Source organism: Streptomyces sp. NBC_00038, assembly GCF_026343635.1.
Taxonomy (GTDB): Bacteria; Actinomycetota; Actinomycetes; order Streptomycetales; family Streptomycetaceae; genus Streptomyces.
The window spans coordinates 4536013-4552708 of record NZ_JAPELQ010000001.1 but is presented as its reverse complement, the minus strand read 5'-3'; the positions used below and the strand labels follow the sequence as shown (position 1 = coordinate 4552708).

Here is a 16696-nt window from a genome sequence, read left to right as displayed (position 1 = left end):
GTCAGCCCGTCGTGGTGCGGTCGCGCTGGACCTCCGCCAGGAAGAGCCGGCAGAAGGCGCGGGCGGTCTCGTCGCGCCCGTGGTCGGCGAGATGGTCCAGGATGCTCCAGTAGTGCTCGTCCTGAGCACCGCGCAACGAGAGGGTGAACGACGAGACGTCGTCGCTCCAACGCCGGATACGGCCGATGCCCTTCACCGCGTGGAAGATGGTGAGGGCTTCGAGGCTGTCGGCGAGAACCTCCGCCGCACGGGGCACCGGCAGCCCGAACTCGTCTAGGGCGGCCAGGTAGGTGTCGTACAACTCTTCCCGTAACGCCCAGCCTTCCTCGTCGAAGGGCAGCAGGGGAAGGTCGTCGATGACCGTGACGGCTTCCTGCAGCAGCGGGAGGGTCTTCTCGGATTCCACGTCGATGAGAACCAGGCCGCCGTGGGGGGTGAGGATCCAGTTTCCGGGGTGGGGGTCCTTCTTGGCCACCACGGGCCTGCCAGGCGCCCCGAGCGGCTCTACCAGGTCCAGGAGCGCCTTCCGCAGGCCGGGGGACGCGTCGAGTTTGTTGCAGGCCTTGGTCACCTGGTCGGCCCAGTCGCTGGCGTGTTGAGGGGTCGCCGTGCGGGGGGTGTCCGCGTCGTCCAGGACGCGCCAGGCCTGGAAAGCGGCGAGGTAACGCAGAGCCTCGGCGAAGTGGGGGAGCGGATCTTCGCCCCGGCCCGTGAGCCGGTCGGTCACGGTCGCTCCCAGGAGCCGTCCCTGCATGCGCCGCATGACATAGACGGCGTCCTGTTCATGGGGTGCTTCCAGCGGGATCAGCCCGAGGGGCTCGGGCAGTTGCCAGTGCACGGGAGCGTGCCGGTCGGTGAGCCACTGGCGCAGGCGTTGCGTCCATTCCCATTCCCGTGCTGCCTCTCCGGCGGCCAGTCGCTTGAGGACGATGGTCTGCTCGATCAGCCGGTGACTGTCGTTGAGGACAAAGACGCCCTGTTCCCCGGACCTCCGCTGTCCGCCGAGGACGGACGCAGCGAACTCGCGGTTGCGTGCGGCCAGTCCGGCCGCATGCGCGAGGAGTTCCGACCGGTCGCCCGCGAGGAGCGGCGCGGACAGGAAGGCGGGCGGCAGACCGGCCAGGCGGGACGGGTCGAGGGCCTCGTACCGACGCGCGAGGTCGGCGAGCTGCAGCACCGGCCAGGGCCAGGCAGGGTCGCAAGTCGCCGCCTGGAGTGCGCATCCAGCACTCCGGGTGAGCTGGGTGTCGTCCGCGGTGATGCGGTGCAGCCGCTCGGCGGCAGCGGCGGCGAGACTGCGGTTCTCGCGGGCCCGGTTGCCGTCGGTGTAGGTCTCTTCCTTAAGCGCGAGGGCGCGCTCAAGGTCCTCGGCGTCGCGGTTCCTCGTGCCTCGCCGGTAGTAGGCGTCTCCCAGGTGGCCGAGGATCGCGGTCCGGTCCCGTTCCGGCCGGAGATCCACCGCCTCCACGTCGAGCGACTCGAGTGCCAGCGACTCCTCCAGGTTCTTGATCGCCAGTTCGAGCATGCGTTCGGTGGGGTTGAGGGAGTAGGAACGTAGGGCGGCCTCGCCCAGTCGGCTGTGGACGATGACCGGGTCGTAGTTGGGACGCACCACGGACGAGGGATTGCGGGCCTTGGTCAGTGACTTCTCCAGCCAATCGACCGCCTCGCGCAGCAATCCGCTCGCGTCCTCGCTGTCGGCGTCGTCGCCGACAGCCAGTGCTTTGGCCAGGTCCAGAGCGCAGGCACCGGCATCGGCGTAGGCATCGGTGCCGGCGGGGGCGTCCAACGCGTCGAAGCTGATCCGGTACAGGGTCAGGGCCCGGTCGAGCGCGGCGGGTACGACCTCTTCCTCGGTCCGCGCGAGCATCCGGGCGATGAGGGCGGCGTGGCCCGCCACGTGGCGGTGACCGGACGGCAGCAGGTGCGGGTGGATGACGTCGGTTTCGATGCGGTCGAGCGCGTCCTCCAGCAGCAGACGGCTCCGGTCGGTGCCCTCCCCGGCGACCACGCTCCGGCACGCGCGGGACAGGGCCGCACTCGGAATGGGGGCGTCGGACGGCAGCCGGATGATCTCCCGGGCGAGTCGGCGCACGGCGTCGGTGTCCCTCTCCTCCACGGCACGGTCCACCGCCTCGTCGAGTTCCTGGACGCGCACCTGCGCGGCGAGGCGAGCCGATTCCGGCGAGGTGCCCAGCATGGCGCGCGCCCGGTCCAGGTCGGCGGCCGAACCAGCCCGGTCGCGTCGTCGCTGCCGAACCCGGGAACGGTCCAGCAGGGCCGCGGCGATCACTCGCTCACTCATGTGCCCGGCGGCTTCGGAAGCGAGCAGATCGCTGAGCGCGTCCTCGAGCCGTGCGCTGCCGCGGCGGCCGACGGCGTCGACATCGAAGCGGTAGAGCTGGTGCCGTACGTGCCCGCGCCGGGCCAGGAGGTATCCGGGGTGGGCACCCTGGGCGTTCGGCGGTCCGGCCGTGTCCTGGGCCTCGGTGTACGCGGCTTCCGCGTCGCGCAGCAGCCGGAGCCCTTCGTCGAACTGCCCGCTGCGCAGCCGGACGAGGCCGAGCCCGGCCAGGACGTCCGCCCTCGTCGTCCGCAGCTTTCTCGAGGTCGGCGGACGACGGAGCCCACGCAGGATGGTGTGCGCCTTCTCGAGGTGAGCGGGGGTGCGGTCGGCACGGAACAGACGGAGATGGATCTCGGCCCGGTAGGCGAAGTGTTCCTCGCCGTCGTCCTTTTGTTCGGCGAAGGCCGAGTGGTGTTCGGCGCGCCGCAGCAGATCGACGGCCTCGGGGTCGGTCTCGTCCAGGTCCCGGGCGAGCAGGACGCGTGCGACGGCGAGCTGGCCGTTCCACTTGCAGCGCTCGACGATCGGCATGCGCTGTCCGTTGCGGTCAACCCATTCGAGGGCGAGAACGGCCTCACGCAGCAGGAAGCGGCCGGGCTCGCGTTGTCCGTCCATGAAGAGCTTCTGCCCGAGGTGGAAGTGTTTGCTGCCGAGCTGACGGGTGACCTCGCGCCGGGTGCCCATCAGGTACATCCCTGCGGCCCCCAGCGCGTCCTCAAGACCCGGACCGGGCAGGGAGAAGTGCTCCCGGAACATGTGCAGCAGAGGAATCCACACCACCTCGCGTGGTTCCTTGTCCCGGTGCTTTTTGGTGGCCTTCCAGGCTTGTACCAGGTCGTCGGGCGCCGGGTCCGCGGAGACGGCGTCGAGCTTCGCGGGGCGCACGCACTGGCGCATGGCCCGTGACAGATCTCCCGGCAAGGGGACGCCGTTTGTCCGCAGGTCCCTGATGATGGTGTCGAGGGGGGATGGCTGGGTGGCCCGGCGTGTCGGCCGGTCGCTGTCCGTCACCCGGCCATCGTGGCAGGCGAGTTGGGACCGGGCAAACGATCTGGACGGCAGAGCGGGGAAGGTGCTACCGGGACACTTCGGTACGGGCGCGGTCGACGAACCGGCGCACCGCCTCGCGCGTCAGGTCGGAGCGCTCCTTCATGGTGTCCATGTTCCCTGCCTTCTTGATCGACGAAACGGTCTCCCTTGCGGTTGTGGCCGATTGCCGTATGTCCTCGTCCCCGGCGAGCAGGACGACACGGTAGTAGGCGGTCCACATGGTGCTGCGGGCCGAGTAGACCGGGGTGGAGTCGTGGACGGCGCCGTCGCGTTCGACGAACCAGCGGTCCATGAGTTCCCTGCGGAACTCCATGACCGCCTCCGCGAAGGCGACGTAGGCCGAGATGCGCTCCTCGTGCAGACGGGCCAGGGAGGCGTTGCGCCGCTGCAGGAAATGCGTGACGAACGCACCGACCGCGGTGCCCAGCAAGGCCCCGCCGATCCCGGTCAGAGCGGAAACCATGTCAGCCATGGGGAGTACCTGTTCAACCGGCGCGCTCTTCAATCGCGGCGCCCGGCTTTCTGTCGATCTAAAACTGGCAGCTGATCGCCGTCCCCGATGCCCGCTATCACGACCTTGGCACCGACTGGTACGAGCGCCGCACCCGTGAACTCGTCCGCCAGCTCGAACGCCTGGGCAACACCGTCACCCTGACTCCCAGCCCGGCCTGACCGAATGCCTCCCCCGGCTCCGCCATCAACACCCCGAGCGCGGAGCAAGCATCAGCACGCCCTCGAGCCTTGTGATTTTCCGGCCAGAGGTCCTGTTCGTTCACATCACTTCACCGATTTCCGCATGCAACGATCAGTTTGTTCACGGGCTCTTGCCGATCGAGCGGTTTGTGTGGTCGAACAGGGTTCCTGATCGGGTGATCGCGACGTCGCTCGCTCCTCAATCTATTGGCGTGAGGCCGTCCGATACCCATGGGTGCGACGGCGCCGATCTTGAACCTGAAGGGGATGGCCTGCCGGTCGAGCAGTCAGCGGCACCCTCGGGCTGAGCGTCGCTGCGCGATCCCCGGTATGGGGATAAATCATGATTGCTAGGAATTGGGACGCCGTTGCGCTGTCTTCTTGGCGACTCGCCGTGCTGGCCCCGTCTGGTCGCCCGCGCGGTCTGGTGGCATGGCCGGCGTTACTCCCAGAACCTCAGACGCGAAGGTCAACCACGCCTGCGCGTCGGCGCCGTTGAGGTCGTCCGTCCATATGAGCGAACCGTTGCGTCCGCCGCCTTGGTTGTGCGGAAGGATGCCGTTGTCTGCGTACCAGGCCTTCTTGAGCTCCCACTTCCGGGCGTAGTCGGGTAGGTCGAGCATGCCTGCGTGCTCCCAGTAGACCGTGCGGCCATCGCTGGCTGAGATCGTGAAGTCGGGCCGGACGACGCGTCCGTCGGCACCGGTGAAAGACCCCTCGTATTGCCAGTGACCTGGGGCGAGTTGGTCGAGGAGGCCAGCGATGATGACTTCGTTCTTCGACGCCATCGGGATGCCGCTCGCCGACACATGCATGAGCTTCCGGTCGAAGCGGCGGGCCGTGCCCTGGATCTCGAGGGCTACCGGGTGTGGTGCGTCGAACAGGTCGGTCAGTCGTCGGGCCGTTTCCGAGCGCCAAGGCTGTGCAAGATCGCGTAGATCGGAGAGCGTGCCCTCGTGGAGGATGACGACCTTGTCCTTCTGCCTGGTCAGGGCGGTGTACATGAGTTCCCGGGAGACGTTCGCCCGGGAAGGGAGAATGAGGAAGGTCGTGCCGAACTCCGATCCCTGCGACTTGTGGACGGTAACGGCCCATGCGAGTTCCAGTAGCGCGTCATCGGAGTCCGTCGGCCAGTACGAGTACTGAAACCCGGTTTGGGAAGAGAACTCGACGCTGAGGCGCAGCTGGGACTTGGGCGTCTTCGTCGCTGGCGTGACGAATCCGATCGCGACGCCGATCTCACCGTTCGCAACGTAGTTCATCGCGTTCTGCTTGGGCCACGCGTGCAGGCGCTTGTTGGTGGTCTGCATGACCTTGTCGCCGCGAACGATCAGCTCGGGTCCGATCGGTTTCGGGATGTTGCCGCGACGGGTGTCTCGTTGTGCCCACGTGGTGTCGTTTGACCGGTACGTGCGCTTGATGTGACGGTTGAGCTCGACTGTGCCGAATGCCCGAGAGCGGGTCGGGGAGAGGATCTGCCAGTCCTCGGCATGTTCGCCCGCGCCCACCTGCCAGTTGAGGTACGCGCCGTTGATGACGCCGCCATAGGTGAGGGCGAAGGCTCGCGCTGGGTCCGGGTCGCCATCGAGAACCAAGTTGTGCTTGAGCTCGTCGGTCAGCGCCTCGACGGCAGTTCTGTCGCCCCAGGGCACGTATCGCACGGTGGGCAAGTCGGGGTTGGTGGCCAGCTCTGCCCAGATGGCTTCGTCGCCTGCGCCCCGTGTGTTGTCGCCGAACCAGGCTGCCAGCTCAAGGTCGTGTCGGTTGCCGTGGCTCCCGTCGGCGAGTTGGCGCCGAGGCACCTGGAGTTCGACGTAGCCCGGTGCCACCCGCACCCAGCCACTGAAACTGTCGGGTCGCAGCTTGTTGACGAGGTCGACGAAGGGGCGGCCTGCGCCGATCGGTGGGAGTTGGCGTGGGTCGCCGACGAGGATGAGTCGTTTGACCCCGGTGAAGGAGTCGAGGGTGGCTGCGAGCATCTCCTCGGTGAGCATCGATGCTTCGTCAATGACGACCAAGGCGTAGTTGTGTCGTGGTTGCTGGTCTCCCCACACGAGGTACCGGCCGGTCTCTCCGTCGTACCTGTGAGTGGCGCTCAGGTGCGACGCCAGAGTCTTGGCGGGCAGCTTCACCTTGGTCTCCAGCTGGACCTTCGCCTTGCCGGTGGGAGCGAGAAGCAGCACATTGCCTGCGGGGACACCGGGATACTCGACCAAGGCGCGCAGCAGGGTTGTCTTGCCCGTTCCGGCCGGCCCGATGAGCACCGAGAGCGGGGCGTCATGAAGGGCCGAGAGGCCGGCGACCTTCTCGGTGCGAGCGCGTTCCTCCAATTCGTCGAGCTCTCCAGTGACGTTCTGGTTCCGGTCGAGCGCCCTGTCCAACACCGTTCTGGCGTCCGCGACCCGCCCGAGGCTGTCCCGGTTCTCTTGAGTGCTGATCCAGTCCCGGATGACGGAAGAGGTCTCGTCGAACCGTGTGAGCTTGTACGCCGGAGTGCCGTCCGCGAGCGACACGCTTGTCAGGGGTGACCACTCACTCCACTCGTTGACGCCGTCATGGTCCAGATCGAGACCCGCCAGGATGGTCTTGGTCAGCGCTAGCGGTTGAGCGAGCGGAATGTCCATTGCCAGAGCAATGGTCTCGCCTTCCGGTACGACTGTGTCGCCCTGCCGGCCTTGTCGTTCGAGCACGTCGGTCAGCAATGCTTCGATCCGACGTCGATCGAGGTGGCCCTCCAGTTTGACGTCGTCGGGAACCGGAGGCTTCCAGGTGACGTGGGTCGGGGGGAGGAGGGCGCGGTCAATGGTCGTGAACGGCACGTGTTCCGCGATGCCGTAGGTGCACGTCGAAGCGAAGTACGGGTTTTGCAGTAGGTCCTCGGCCGTCATCTCGACCTCCGTGGCGCCTTCAAGCAGCATTTGCACCTGTGCCGGGGAGATGTCGAAGCCGGAGAGCAGACGCAGCACAGCCTGACGCTCTGGCGTCACCTTCTTCCAGATCCTGGCCTGGAGAGCGCCGATGTGCGCTCTTATCCCACTCGGCGCGCAGGACGGTTCGGCAAAGACAGCCTGGAGGAGGTCCCACGGGTCGGTGTCGTCACCCACCTCTGCCATCACCGCTCGCGCTGCCACGTACGGCTGCTGGACGCCGATCACCTTGAGGAAACCCGGCAGGCCGGGGACAGGGCCGCGTAGCTGCCAGAGTCGCTCGATCTGGGCCTGTAGCCATTCGTAGCCGGTGTCAGGCAGGTCCACACCCAGTTCGCGCATGCCATCGGCGGCCGACTGCAGCGAGGTGAGCGCCTCGATGGCGGCATCGTCGGACAGGTGCTCGGTGACGTACGAGAACTCGACAATGCGGCCCTCAGGGGCCCACGCGAGCGCCTTGTCGACGTCAATGCCCTCGTCCATAAGGGAGACGAGTTGCTGGTAGGGCAGCAAGAGCCCGTCGGTCATATCGGCGCGGAGCGAGTGCTCGACAACCGTTTCCCACATGGCGGAACTGAAAGGCGGGTTCCCCGATTGGTTCCACATTGGCGGCGGGGTGACGCGGGTGACCCGTGCGGCGCCCACCAACAGCCGGTCGGTGCGCTGCTCCTGAAACGGTGAGTGCTTCAGATAGGCGAAGACCAACGAGTCACCCGGGGCGACGGGCTCGAAGAAGGCATCCAAGATGGCACGTTGGTTGCCTCCATCCATCACCCACGGCGGGTTGGAGTGCAGCGCGGCGTCAACGGCATCCTCCGCGACCTGGTTGAACAAGGGGGCTCGCTCATGGCCGACCTCCTGCGCGAAGACCTCGCGGTTCATCCAGCGGAAGGGAACCGCCTCGAAGGCGTAGCCGGGGAGCGTGACGTGAGTGTCGTGGAGCATCCCCTGTAGCGCACGGCTGTGTCGGTACGGATGTTGCTTGACGACCGTGTAGCCGAGCGGAGACATGAACGTCGCGCGCTCGCTGAGGCAGGGGAGCTGGTTCTGATCGAGGGCGTCGATCCCGGCACCGGCGTGGGCGACCTCGAACGAGTCGTCCCGGCCCTTGCCGATCGCGGTGAGCAACGTACATGACGAGTTCCCCAACGGGTCGTCGCAGATGAACTGGTCCCAGGGGCGGTCCCGCCACGGAACCCTCATCGACAGGTGTTGAATGCCAGCCATACAGGAGGTCTATCACCTGGTACGGACGCACAGTCCGGCTTTCCGACCCTTTGTGGTCGTTCACCGCGTTCGCCCGTGAGTGGTGGCGCATCCGGTGACCGCCCTCCCAGAAGAGAAGCTGCACGGTCCAGGCGGTCAACCCGATGCGGTCGCTCACTCGAGCCAGCGGCAGACGTCTCGTAGATCGATCTTCCCGCTGGCGCACCGCGTCATTACGTCGAGCTCCCCGAACCGGCCGACCAAACATATGCATGGTGTGTGCAAGTTGTCGGGAAATGATCTCCGCCTGATTGGGAAGGTCCTGGAGAACGTGCTCGTATCCCCAGCTCAGACCCACCCGTGAACGGCCCACACTGCGACCTGTTGATGGGTCAGATCGTCAACAGATCTTGAAATCCCGTCCAGTTCATTGAACTGGGCGGGATTTCTGTCTGTCGGCCTGTCAGTGCAGCGGCTTTGCGAAGCAGCGGCTCATGGGTGAGTGGCGGTAGTGGCCGAACTTGGCGCACGGCTCGTAGCCGCTCGATGTGTACAGGGCGATCGCCTCCGGCTGCTCGGTGCCCGTCTCGAGGACCATGCGGGTGCGTCCCGCCGTGCGGGCGTCCGACTCCAGTGCGGCCAGGATGCGGCGGGCGAGGCCGAGGCCGCGGGCCTGTGGGACCACGTACATGCGCTTGAGTTCGGCGTCGCCGTCCGAGTACCCCTCGTCGTTCTCGTCCTGGGTGCGCCAGCCCCCGGTGGCCACCGGCCGGTCCTGCTCGTCGTACGCGATGAGGTACCGGCCGAGCGGCGGCTCGAACATCGACGCGTCGAGCGGTGTGACGTCGCCCTCGTCGCCGTAGCGCTCGGCGTATTCGGCCTGTACCTGGTCGTTGAGTTTGACGGCGTCGGGGTGGTCGAAGGGGACCGGGCGGATATTCATGCGAACCATCGTACTTCTATGCGTAGGGTGGGTGGTAGGCATTAAGTATCGTGCCCGAGTGCTGACTATTACCTCTGTGAACGTGAACGGGCTCCGGGCCGCCGCGAAGAAGGGTTTCGTGGAGTGGCTCGCGGAGACCTCCGCGGATGTGCTGTGCCTCCAGGAGGTGCGCGCCGAGCCGCAGCAGCTGCCGGACGAGGTCCGCGCGCCCGACGGCTGGCACGTCGTGCACGCGCCCGCCGCAGCCAAGGGGCGCGCGGGCGTGTCCCTGTACACGCGGCGCGAGCCCGACCGTGTGCAGGTCGGGTTCGGGTCCGAGGAGTTCGACTCCAGCGGGCGGTACGTCGAGGCCGACCTCCCGGGCGTCACCGTCGCCAGCCTCTATCTGCCCTCGGGCGAGGTCGGGACCGAGCGGCAGGACGAGAAGATCCGGTTCATGGGGGAGTTCCTCGCCTATCTGAAGGGGCTGCGCGATCGCGCCGCCGCCGACGGGCGTGAGGTCGTCGTGTGCGGCGACTGGAACATCGCCCACCAGGAGGCCGACCTCAAGAACTGGAAGGCGAACAAGAAGAACTCCGGGTTCCTGCCCGAGGAGCGGGAGTGGCTGGGACGGGTCTTCGACGCGGCCGAGGGCGGGTACGTCGATGTCGTGCGGGCGCTGCATCCGGATGTGGAGGGGCCGTACTCGTGGTGGTCTTACCGGGGGCGGGCCTTCGATAATGATTCAGGGTGGAGGATCGACCTGGCTGTCGCTACGGCGGGTCTCGCCGGGCGCGCGGTCAAGGGGTTTGTGGAGCGGGCCGCCCGGCATGAGGAGCGGTGGTCGGACCATGCTCCGGTGACCGTGGTTTTCCAGACCTGACGGGTGCGGGGTGTGCCGCCCCGGTCGACATGGCACGCCCCACCGAGTCCTCAGTTGACTCACCTCGCGGTGTGACATTCCCCGATCGTGAAGGTCAGGCGCGAGGTGTCCGGCCCGGTCAGTCGACTGGGGCCGCCCCCAGGGCGGCCTTTGCTGACGGTGACCCGGACAGCGCTGAGGAGCAGGTGTTCCCGGGTTACCTCAGCTTCCGCGGTGAGCGTCTGGAGGTAGTGGTTGACCACGTATTCCTCGAGCCAGTCGGAGCGGATGGCGGCGGGGGCGGGGCATACCTCGCCTCGGGCGGTGGCACGACACGCGTAGTCGCCGTACGGATATCCCTTTCGCGCGGCGAAGTACATGCGTCCCCCGCAGCCTGCGCAGTGCGCCACCCTGGTGAGCAGGGCCGTAGTCGTCCGGCGCTCGCTGCGAGTGCCGTTTGAACGCGCCAGAAGGATGTCCTGCAGAGCATCGAACTCGTCCTCGGTGAGCAGCGGCGGACCAATCAGCACGGGTGCACCCTCTACGTCGCGAACGGTCTGTGTCCGGTGCACGCGATGGCCCATCAGCGATGGGCTGCGCAGCACCTTGGACAGGGTTCCGGGCGTCCAGCGGAAGTGTTCGAAGTCGCGTCCATGGCGCCGGCCACCCAGCGGCCGTCCTTGGAGTTGGGCGTGGCGGTCGCGCGGCACCAGTACACCCGTCTCGTTGAGTCGGCGCGCGATGGCGAGCAGGGAGCGACCCGCATGCACCTCTTCCACGATCATGCGGACGACAGGTGTGGTTTCGGGATCAGGGGTCAAACACCAGCCGCTGCCGGAGGGGTGCAACGCCTTTCGGTAGCCGAAGGGGACCAGACCGCCTCCGTAGCGACCAGCCGCGCGCAGCGCTTCGTGGCTGTCGGTGAGACGGTTGGAAATGGTGCGGGCCTCTTGCTCGGCGGCGCGGGCAAGATCCATACACCGCCGGATCGCGGTGCCGGTCGACTGCGGTGTCACCATGAGCGGGCGATCCGCCTCGGGCATCCCGAAGACGAGTGTCCGGTCGTGCTGCCTCCCCCAAGTGATCAACTCGGCCATGTGCGCCACGGATCGGACGGCACGGTCCACGTGGGACCAGACGACGGCGTTGTACTCCTGGGGGCGACGTAGCCAGGAGGACAGGGACGGCCTTTCGAAGGGGGACGTCCTGCGGGCTGAGATGCCGAGGTCCGATGCCTCGCCGATCAGGGTGAAGTCGAGCTGCTCGGCGCAGAGTTGGATGGCGGCGCGTTGTCGGCCAGGTGAAGTCGTCACACTCGTCAGACAGCTGAGGCGCAGGGCGGCGAGTGCTCTGGGTTGCCCGGCGGAAAGCGAAGTCGGCGAAGCCTGCTGGGAACTAGGCTTGAGCATGTTGGCACTCCTCGACAGTGTCGGCCGCGCCCCGGGGCTGGTAGGACAGCCGCCGGGGTCTATTCGGTCTCACTCTCGGAGTGTGAACTGGTGTCTGTCTTCCGTTGGCCGGAATGTACTTCGATGGAGTGAACGTCCAGGGTTCTGTCAGTGATCTCGCGAAAACCTGACTAAACGGTATTTTTCGGGTGCTGGCAGCAGCTGTGCGGCGGCGCGAGTCGACCGCCGGATTCCTGGGGAAGATGAGCATCGGTGCGGACCAGATGCGAGTTGTCGACATGAGGACGCTGAGATGGCTGAGAACCCGCAACCTCCGGCTGGGCTTCCGCCGGTGGAGTTGGCCCGCTGGGTTCAAGGTCAGCTCACAGCCGGGATGGAGTGGTCCGAAAGCCGCAGAGCGCGTTTCCGTCGGTCCGCCTCGATGGTCAAGTTGCTGTCCTTGGCTTTCTCCGTTGCCTCGACAGTCATCCTGGGACTGCAGGACCTCAACTTCTGGGCCAGTCTGGCCTTTTCCCTGGGTGCCGTCGGGGTCGCTGTAAATGCGGTCGAACCCTTCTTCAACTGGAGAGCCCGTTGGGTTCTCATGGAGGAGTCGGAGGTCAGGCTGCGCCGCATCAGAGACGAACTGGACTACCTCCTCGTACGGACGGCGCCTGACCTCATACGTGTCGAGGACGTCGACCCGTTCTTCCAGAGAGCGCAGGAAGTGTGGGCCGACATCAGTCGCCGATGGCTCGATCAGCGACATGCGGACCAGCGGGATACCTGATTCCCCGACCAGGCCGCGCGGCGCCTGCTCCGCGGTAGTCGCTCAAGCCTCCGGCCGACGGTTGAGCCGCCTGTCCAACGCCATCGACAGCTCCGCCTCCACCACGCTCTTCGCCAGTGGGCGCAGGCGTTGGAGGTCCTCCGGGGTGCGGTTCTCCGTGAGGGCGAGGGTGATGAAGAGGTCGGCGAGGGCGTCGGCGTGGGCGCGTACGCGGCGGGCTGTTGCGAGGACGTCCGTGAGGGGGATGCCCTCGCGGACCAGGGCGGCCGAGGCGTCGAGGAGGCGGCGGCTGATGTGGACGAGTTCGCCGCCGTCGGTGCCGAGGTAGCCGAGGTCGAGGGAGGCGGCGAGGTTCTCCGGGGTGGCCTGGCCGGCGAAGACGTCGGCGAGTTCCTCGGGGGAGAGGCGTACCGGGGTCTCCTCGGTGGGCCCGCCGAGGCCGAGCAGCTCACCCACGTTGCGGCCGTGGTCGAAGGCCTCCGCCAGTTCCGCGATGCCGTTCAGGGTGTGGCCGCGTTCCAGGAGCGCCGAGATCGTGCGCAGGCGGGCCAGGTGGGTGTCGTCGTACCAGGCGATACGGCCCTCGCGGCGCGGTGGCGGAATCAGTTTGCGCTCGCGGTAGAAGCGCAGGGTGCGCACGGTGATGCCGGCCTCCTTGGCCAGCTCCGCCATCCGGTACTCGTGCTTCTCCGTCACGTCGGCACCCTACGTCGTACCCTCGGTAACTTTCATTGCCGCGCCCCCTACCCATGAGTACGTACCTGCCCTACTCTCCCCATTGCGCCAGTGTTCACTGGCGCGGTCGTGCGGCTAGGGAGGCGTCGGGATGACCGAGCACGAGCATGTGCGAGTCGCGGTTGTCGGGTCCGGGTTCGGTGGGCTGGGGGCCGCTGTGCGGCTGCGGCGTGAAGGGGTCACCGACTTCGTCGTCCTGGAGCGGGCCGACAGCGTGGGCGGCACGTGGCGGGACAACAGCTATCCCGGGTGCGCCTGCGACGTACCGTCCCATCTGTACTCGTTCTCGTTCGCGCCCCATCCCGACTGGCCGCGCACCTTCTCCGGGCAGGAGCACATCCGGGCCTATCTGGAGCACGTGGCGGACGTCTTCCGGCTGCGGTCGCATCTTCGGTTCAACTCCGAAGTGAAGATGATGACTTGGGACGCGGAGAAGCTGCGGTGGGGGATCGAGACCAGTAGTGGGTTCCTGACCGCCGATGTCGTTGTCTCGGCCACTGGGCCGCTGTCCGATCCCAAGATCCCGGACATTCCCGGGATCGACACCTTTCCCGGCAAGGTCTTCCACTCCGCCCGCTGGGACCACGACTACGACCTGCGCGGCAAGCGCGTCGCCATGATCGGTACGGGGGCCTCGGCCATTCAGATCGTGCCGGCCGTGCAGTCGGAGGTCGCGCACCTCACGCTCTTCCAGCGGACCCCGCCGTGGGTGATGCCGCGCGTCGACCGGGCCATCAGCGGTGCCGAGCGGTGGCTGCACCGGCAGCTGCCGTTCACGGCGCAGGCCAGGCGTGGACTGCTGTGGGGGATCAGGGAGTTGCAGGTCCAGGCGTTCACCAAGCGTCCCAACGAGCTGGGGATGGTGGAGCGGTTGGCGAAGCGCAATATCGCCCGTGCCATCAAGGACCCCGCCCTGCGGGCCAAGTTGACCCCGGACTACCGGATCGGCTGCAAGCGGATCCTGCTCTCCAACACGTACTATCCGGCGCTCGCCCAGCCCCATGTGGACGTGGTGGCGAGCGGCCTGAGTGAGATCAGGGGGTCCACCCTCGTCGCCGCCGACGGCAGCGAGGCCGAGGTCGACGCGATCGTCTTCGGTACCGGCTTCCATGTCACCGACATGCCGATCGCCGACCGGGTCGTCGGCGCGGACGGCCGGACGCTCGCCGAGTCCTGGAAGGACGGCATGAAGTCGCTGCGCGGTGCCAGCGCCGCCGGGTTCCCCAACTGGATGACGATCATCGGGCCCAACACGGGTCTCGGGAACTCGAGCATGATCCTGATGATCGAGTCCCAGCTGAACTACATGGCCGACTTCGTACGGCAGTTGGGCGTTCTCGGCGGGCGGGCCGCGCTCGACGCCCGGCCCGGCGCCGTGGACTCCTGGAACCGCGGGGTCCAGGAGCGCATGAAGCGCACGGTCTGGAACACCGGCGGCTGCGACAGCTGGTACCTCGACGCCAACGGGGTCAACACGACCGTCTGGCCGGGGACCACGACCGAGTTCCGCAGGGCGACGCGGCGTGTCGAGTTGGCGGAGTACGACGTCCTGCGACCCCCGGTGGCAGAAGAGTCCCCTGCGAGCAAGGCCGCAGGAAAGTCCCGTACCGACAAGAAGGTGGAGGCCGGAGCATGAGCCGACTCATGCATGTGTCGCACGGGCCCTATGCCCCGCCCGTTCCGGGGCGCGAGCTGACCGCCGTCTCCGCAGACGGGGCGCGGCTGCATGTCGAGGTGCACGGGCCCGAGGGGTTGCCTGCTGTCGTCCTCGCGCACGGCTGGAGCTGTTCAACCGCCTTCTGGGCGGCGCAGATCCGGGACCTCGCGGCCGACCACCGGGTCATCGCGTACGACCAGCGCGGGCACGGGCGCAGTCCCGCCAGTGACGCGTGCGGTACGGACGCGCTCGCCGACGATCTGGAGGCGGTGCTCGCGGCCACGCTCGCGCCGGGCGAGAAGGCCGTGCTTGTGGGGCACTCGATGGGCGGGATGACGTTGATGGCGGCCTCCGCGCGGCCGCGTTTCCGGGAGCACGCGGCGGCTGTACTGCTGTGCAGCACGGGGAGTTCGAGGCTGGTCGACGAGTCGCGGGTGGTGCCGATGCGTGCCGGGCGGCTGCGGACCCGGATCACCAAGTCGGTTCTCGGCTCGCGGGCGCCGCTGGGGCCGGTCACGCCGCTCGCCAGGCGGATCCTCAAGTACGCGACCATGGGCCCCGGTTCGTCGCCGGGCATGGTCGACGCGTGCGCGCGGATCGTGCACGCGTGTCCTCGGCGGGTGCGGCACGCCTGGTCGGTGGTGCTCGATCTGCTCGATCTCGACGACGGCGTACGGGAGTTGGTGGTGCCGACCGCCGTGCTGGTGGGTACGGCGGACCGGATGACGCCGGCCGTGCACGCGCGTGCCCTGGTGGCCGCGCTGCCGAACTGCGTCGGGCTCACCGAGCTGACCGGGCTCGGGCACATGACGCCGGTGGAGGCGCCGGAGCTGGTGACCGGGCGGATACGCGAAATGACGTCCACGTATGTACAGGTCAAGGAGGGCGCATGAGCAGGGTGAGTCTCGAAGGGCAGGTCGCGGTCGTCACGGGAGCGGCGCGGGGTGTCGGTGAGCTCCTCGCCCGCAAGCTCTCCGCACGCGGTGCGAAGGTCGCGCTCGTCGGTCTTGAGGCGGACGAGCTCAAGCGGGTCTCGGAGCGGCTGCACGGCGAGAGCGGTCACTGGTACGCCGATGTCACCGACCACGAGGCGATGGCGCGGGTCGCGGAGGAGGTGAAGGAGCGGTTCGGGAAGGTGGACATCGTCGTCGCCAACGCGGGGGTGGCCAGTGGCGGGCCCTTCGTCGAGTCTGACCCGGTCGCCTGGCGGCGCGTGATCGAGGTCAACCTCATCGGCTCGGCGGTGACGGCCCGTGCCTTCCTGCCCGTACTGATGGAGAGCCGCGGGTATCTGCTCCAGATCGCCTCGCTCGCCGCGATCACGCCGGCCCCGATGATGACCGCGTACTGCGCGTCCAAGTCGGGTGTGGAGGCGTACGCGCACAGTCTGCGTGCCGAGGTCGGGTACAAGGGGGTGCGGGTCGGGGTCGGGTACCTGTCCTGGACCGATACCGACATGGTGCGCGGGGCGGACCAGGACGAGGTGATGCGCGAGCTGCGGCAGCGGTTGCCGTGGCCGGCCAACAAGACGTATCCGCTGGGGCCGGCCGTCGACCGTATCGTCGCCGGGATCGAGCGGCGGTCGAGCCATGTGTACGCGCAGTGGTGGCTGCGGGGGTCGCAGGGCATCCGCGGGTATCTGCCCGGGATCATCGCGGCGGTCGGGGAGCGGGAGATGCGGCGGTTGGAGCCGCGGCTCAAGGGTGTGGGTACGGGGCTCGTGGGGGCCGGTGGAGTGGCGGACGAGCAGGAGCGACAGGGCACCTCACCTTGAGTTACTCGCTGTACCTCACCGTGCGTTATTGATCGAAATGCGTGCTTTATGCCCCCGTGTAAGTCTGGTCGAGCCCCGATCCCCTCACCCACAAACGGGAGTGAAACCTCATGGGCATGAAGGACCAGTTCCAGGACAAGGCCGAAGAGATGAAGCAGCAGGCCAAGAAGAAGATGGGCGAGAACCAGGACGAGATGGACGAGCGTTCCTCGCAGCAGCGTGAGCCCGGCCGGGAGCAGCGTGACCGTAACCAGAAGGACACGGAACGCGCGCAGCAGGAGGCTCAGGACCGCTTCGACCAGGACTACGACGTCTGATCGTTGAGCGGCACGAGCTGTACGCGAG

At 67.5% G+C, this 16696-nt stretch carries 12 protein-coding genes; 6 read left to right on the top strand and 6 right to left on the bottom strand.

Translation table 11 applies throughout. The features are described from left to right. Nucleotide 1: 1 nt before the first annotated feature. From OG219_RS20495 to OG219_RS20480, 4 genes are all read right to left on the bottom strand, one after another. On the bottom strand, nucleotides 2-3358 hold the full coding sequence (locus OG219_RS20495; protein WP_266828507.1) for a hypothetical protein: 3357 nt from the start codon (nucleotides 3356-3358) through the stop codon (nucleotides 2-4). A gap of 64 nt (nucleotides 3359-3422) precedes the next feature. Next, complete coding sequence (locus OG219_RS20490; protein ID WP_266828505.1) at nucleotides 3423-3869, bottom strand: hypothetical protein; 447 nt, start codon at nucleotides 3867-3869, stop codon at nucleotides 3423-3425. Between the two features lie 571 nt (nucleotides 3870-4440). Continuing rightward, nucleotides 4441-8244, bottom strand: coding sequence for an AAA family ATPase (locus tag OG219_RS20485; RefSeq protein WP_266828503.1), 3804 nt, complete (start codon nucleotides 8242-8244; stop codon nucleotides 4441-4443). A 442-nt stretch (nucleotides 8245-8686) separates the two neighbouring features. Continuing rightward, a complete protein-coding gene (locus OG219_RS20480) occupies nucleotides 8687-9166 on the bottom strand; it encodes a GNAT family N-acetyltransferase (RefSeq protein ID WP_266828501.1) in 480 nt (159 codons plus the stop codon). Between OG219_RS20480 and OG219_RS20475 the strand changes: the two genes are divergently transcribed. Continuing rightward, nucleotides 9165-10028: an exodeoxyribonuclease III gene (locus OG219_RS20475; RefSeq protein WP_266828499.1), complete on the top strand. Its 864-nt coding sequence runs from the start codon at nucleotides 9165-9167 to the stop codon at nucleotides 10026-10028. The genes OG219_RS20480 and OG219_RS20475 overlap by 2 nt on opposite strands. 59 nt (nucleotides 10029-10087) lie before the next feature. Here OG219_RS20475 and OG219_RS20470 read toward each other — a convergent pair whose 3' ends face one another. Further along, entirely contained in the window at nucleotides 10088-11416 is a 1329-nt protein-coding gene (locus OG219_RS20470; protein ID WP_266828497.1) for a recombinase family protein, read from the bottom strand. 292 nt (nucleotides 11417-11708) lie between these two features. Here OG219_RS20470 and OG219_RS20465 point away from each other — a divergent pair, with 292 nt between their 5' ends. Then, nucleotides 11709-12185 (top strand): DUF4231 domain-containing protein, encoded by a 477-nt coding sequence (locus OG219_RS20465; protein WP_266828495.1) that lies wholly within the window; start codon nucleotides 11709-11711, stop codon nucleotides 12183-12185. 42 nt (nucleotides 12186-12227) lie between these two features. On the opposite strand, the gene OG219_RS20460 is transcribed toward OG219_RS20465, so the two are convergent. Next, nucleotides 12228-12857: a MerR family transcriptional regulator gene (locus tag OG219_RS20460; RefSeq protein ID WP_266836163.1), complete on the bottom strand. Its 630-nt coding sequence runs from the start codon at nucleotides 12855-12857 to the stop codon at nucleotides 12228-12230. A 154-nt stretch (nucleotides 12858-13011) separates the two neighbouring features. Here OG219_RS20460 and OG219_RS20455 point away from each other — a divergent pair, with 154 nt between their 5' ends. The 4 genes from OG219_RS20455 (at nucleotide 13012) to OG219_RS20440 (ending at nucleotide 16668) form a co-directional block, all read left to right on the top strand. Continuing rightward, on the top strand, nucleotides 13012-14556 hold the full coding sequence (locus OG219_RS20455; RefSeq protein ID WP_266828493.1) for an NAD(P)/FAD-dependent oxidoreductase: 1545 nt from the start codon (nucleotides 13012-13014) through the stop codon (nucleotides 14554-14556). Further along, a complete protein-coding gene (locus OG219_RS20450; RefSeq protein WP_266828491.1) occupies nucleotides 14553-15470 on the top strand; it encodes an alpha/beta fold hydrolase in 918 nt (305 codons plus the stop codon). Before OG219_RS20455 ends, OG219_RS20450 begins: the two co-directional genes overlap by 4 nt. After that, entirely contained in the window at nucleotides 15467-16351 is an 885-nt protein-coding gene (locus OG219_RS20445) for an SDR family oxidoreductase (protein WP_266828489.1), read from the top strand. The genes OG219_RS20450 and OG219_RS20445 overlap by 4 nt, the downstream gene beginning before the upstream one ends. A gap of 116 nt (nucleotides 16352-16467) precedes the next feature. Further along, nucleotides 16468-16668: a hypothetical protein gene (locus OG219_RS20440; protein ID WP_323183287.1), complete on the top strand. Its 201-nt coding sequence runs from the start codon at nucleotides 16468-16470 to the stop codon at nucleotides 16666-16668. Nucleotides 16669-16696: the final 28 nt, after the last annotated feature.